The 3585-nt window shown below is 32.6% G+C and carries 3 protein-coding genes; all 3 read left to right on the top strand.

Annotation, left to right across the window (positions count from 1 at the left end):
* Positions 1-236 precede the first annotated feature (236 nt).
* The 3 genes from WYK_RS05875 (at position 237) to WYK_RS05860 (ending at position 3226) form a co-directional block, all read left to right on the top strand.
* A complete protein-coding gene (locus tag WYK_RS05875) occupies positions 237-800 on the top strand; it encodes a hypothetical protein (RefSeq protein WP_040373634.1) in 564 nt (187 codons plus the stop codon).
* Positions 801-1347: 547 nt separating this feature from the next.
* Positions 1348-1893 carry a sigma-70 family RNA polymerase sigma factor gene (locus WYK_RS05865; protein ID WP_040373632.1) on the top strand — a complete coding sequence of 182 codons (546 nt, stop codon included), beginning with the start codon at positions 1348-1350 and terminating at the stop codon, positions 1891-1893.
* Entirely contained in the window at positions 1862-3226 is a 1365-nt protein-coding gene (locus WYK_RS05860; protein WP_040373631.1) for a DUF4179 domain-containing protein, read from the top strand. Before WYK_RS05865 ends, WYK_RS05860 begins: the two co-directional genes overlap by 32 nt.
* The last annotated feature ends 359 nt before the right edge of the window (positions 3227-3585 follow it).

Here is a 3585-nt window from a genome sequence, read left to right as displayed (position 1 = left end):
CGAAATGAAAAACCCCTTCACTACAGTATCTTCCGTTTTTGGAGAGGCTAAGGTGTAAGATCGTCAAAAAATAGTGATACATTTTCAGTAAATTCAAAGGACACTTTTACAGTTAGGTACTAATACTCGAAATAAGATGTGTTTATATGTTGTATAACTTAAATCAAAACGGAAATTAAAAAGGAGAATGTGGGGCTATTGTCGAAGTGTACATAATTAGATGTGGAGGTGCCAGAATGCAAGAATATATATATCATATGGTACCTAAAGAGATGATTGGCGACAAACTGATACCTTTGAATGCTTTAAGTGAAATTTCTCCTCATTTGTATAAGAAATATACGAAAAAGTATTGTAGTCACCCTGATAGATTAAAATTGCTTAAAAGACAAATTCCTAAACTTAATTGTTTATGGAATGATGTTATTCATTTTATACCTCTAAACCCCTATTACGTTTATGAAGCTCTTACATGTTTAGGAATCAAAACTAAAGAAAAACAACGATTTTTTAAAATTCCAATTGAAAGATTAACAAATAATACGAATGCTATATATTTTTATACAAAAGAGAAGTACAAGGGTCCAGCTATGAATATTAATGAAGGTGAAATTAAGTTATTGCATATTGAGACTTATAAAGAACTAAAAGAATTACCTTCAGCATCACTAGACTATTACAAAGTTGAAAATGAAAAGGGTAACGGATTTGGTCTTTTTGCATACATTCCCCATTTATTAAGTCTTGGAGAGGTTCAAATTAAGGATGTGGAGATTGTATCCTGGAATCAATTCGATTGAAAAGTAACTTATTGAGTTAACAGGTACTCTGTTTCTAATGAGCTAAAAAACTCTATAACATTAGTAATGTTTAATTAGAAGGAGCAAAAAATATGTCTTCAGGTATTATTGTAGTCATAGCTATAGTGTCTATAATTATTTGGAGTACGTTGTCACTAGAACTTTTGAAAGAAAATAATAAAGATCGATTCAAAATAATAACCTTAATGTCGGCCGGTACCTTAACAACACTAATTTTGACGGTCTCTTTATTTGGAAACATACAGCTATAAAAAATAAGCTCCAGTTCGTATAAATTCCAAAACGCTAAATATGCGGACTAGCAGAACGAAGGAAAGAGTATATTCTTTAGTCATCCCGTATCAGCGCGATATCAGAGCTGTCTTTAAAGAAGCTTATTCTTAATCTAAAATTATAATTTATATTAGAAGAGCCGTCATAAGACGCTCTTTTTTTATGTTGAGATAACTTTTTCCGAAGGCAAAACAAAAAGTTGAAACTTCTGTATACTAATTTCACTCTAATAGGCAGAGAGGAGGTCAATTTGGTGAATGAACTTAAACTGATTAAAAAGGCGATTAAAGGAAATAAGGATTGTTTAGAGGAACTGCTTGTTTTACATGGGGATCAATTGTACAGGACAGCGTATGTATATGTTCGGAATCGCGAGGATGCGTTGGATATTGTCCAAGAGGCATCTTACAAAGCGTTTTTATCCATTGGACAATTAAAAAATGAAAAGTTCTTTTTAACTTGGTTAACAAAAATTCTTTTAAATTGTTCGTATGAAGTAGTAAAAAAGAGAAACAAAGAATGGCCTTCGAACGAAATGGTTGAGGTTACTGAAGAGAAAAGGGAAAAAAGAGTAGAGGACCTAGATTTAATAGAGGCGGTTAGTAGGTTAAAGGAAAAACACAAAAATGCTATTATTCTTTTCTATTTTCATGATCTCCCTATAAGTGATGTAGCTAAAGTAATGAACATACCTGAAAATACGGTGAAAACGTATTTAAGTAGAGGAAAAGTACAATTAAAAAAACTGTTAGGAGGAATGAAAAATAATGGAGAAAAAACCTTTGCAAGAAGTATATGAGAAGATTGAAGTACCCAAAGAAGGGATTTTAGAGGCAATAAAAGCTGGAAAGAAACGTGCCAGTCAGGATGCGACTAACAATAGATCGATTCCAAGAAAAATTGTATGGTCGATAGTTGCTGCTGCAACGATTATTGTTTCTTCAAGCTTCATTTCTCCTACACTATCGCACGTACTGGCAAAAGTACCGTTGTTAGGTGATGTGTATAGTGCTTTTAATGATGTGGTAGGGAGAAGTTTACAATCCCAAGATTTAATCACAGAATTGAATCACACCTTTAGTGCAAAGGGTGTGGATGTAACAATAACAAGTGCTTATTATGATGGAGCTGTCATTGGGGTTACATTTTCTGTGGAAGGAACTATTAAAACAGAGGAAGATGGAAGAATCCAAGGATTATATGAAATATTTGATGGTAAAGATGGTATTTCGGATAGTAAAGAAATAGTCTATATGGAGCCATCTGATAATGGTTATATAGGTCATATACAATTAAGCTATCCAAAAACAGAATTACCTTCAGAAACTTCTTTCCCACTTGAATTCAAGAGTATTGGTGAAAAAGATGGAAGTTGGAGATTCAACGTACCTATAAACCAATTACCTTATGAGACAGTAACTGTTGACAAAGGTACGAATAATGAGGATGCAAAAATAAATGTTCATTTTGATTCAATTATTGAAGGTAAAGCTTCAACTGCAATTAACTATACAGCCACATTTCCTCTTGAAGGTAAACATGATCAAGTACGTCTAGAGGCTTATGATGACCAGGGAAAAGAAATTAATATATCCAGTGACGGAATTGATCTAGAAACAAGTGAAGAGAACGATAAAGTTATTGTTAAAGGTAGAAGTATTATTCCTCAATCATTAAAGGAAGAAACTGGTTATATCGAGGTTTATCCTAAAGTGGCTTTGAGCGTACCAGACTATTTTATTCAATTAAATGATGCAACGCCTATTGAAATAAAGGCAGAAAGGCAAGATATTATCGTCGGAGTGGAAAAAATCACTACTGGTGATAAAACTGTTGCTTACGATTTTCAAATAAATAACGGGAAATACATGAATCGAGATTTTACGTTTTTTCATGACTTTGCTCGTAATGATGTCACGCTTGTGAAAGAATCAGAAAAGGATATTTATAAAGAGGCGGTTAAGCACTCAGTTGAAGTTATTAATAAAGATAACTTACGGTTTAGAGTTACATTCGACATTAGTAACATTAATGATTTCAATATAGATGACTATGTAATAAGAATTAATATGGGTTCATTGAGTTCTAATATTCCTTTTGAGTTAGATAGGGTTAAAATTGATTTGCATTAAGGGGAAAGGGATTATTCTTAGGGAGCTGATCACCAGCTCCTTTTATATTGAATAAAAGGCAGACAGTTGAACAAGGATAAGACGTAAAATCATTAAAGATTAAGGAGGGAGTAAAGACTAGTAGGAGAAGAAATCAATAATATTCTTTTTGTGATTCAAATTCATCTTTTTCAGGGAGCTGGGTATCTGGATATACGTATTTTTAATGGCTTAATAATTGATAATATATTAAATGAAGCATTGGTAAGAAGGGGTGAAAAATACATTTGAAATTAATTTAATAAAATCGTTGACAGTCTGTAGTGTGCTTGGTATACTTACATAGTCGCTTCGAGAGAAACGGCAAACGAAAAGAAAAA

The organism is Peribacillus psychrosaccharolyticus ATCC 23296 (assembly GCF_000305495.1).
GTDB lineage: Bacteria > Bacillota > Bacilli > Bacillales > DSM-1321 > Peribacillus > Peribacillus psychrosaccharolyticus.
The sequence above is the reverse complement of the archived record's forward strand: the minus strand, read 5'-3'. Positions and strand labels throughout refer to the sequence as shown.

Bases quoted from the DNA above. Each gene is read 5' to 3' on its own strand.
- WYK_RS05860 (WP_040373631.1), top strand. From the start codon at position 1,862: ATGGAGAAAAAACCTTTGCAAGAAGTATATGAGAAGATTGAAGTACCC.
- WYK_RS05875 (WP_040373634.1), top strand. From the start codon at position 237: ATGCAAGAATATATATATCATATGGTACCTAAAGAGATGATTGGCGAC.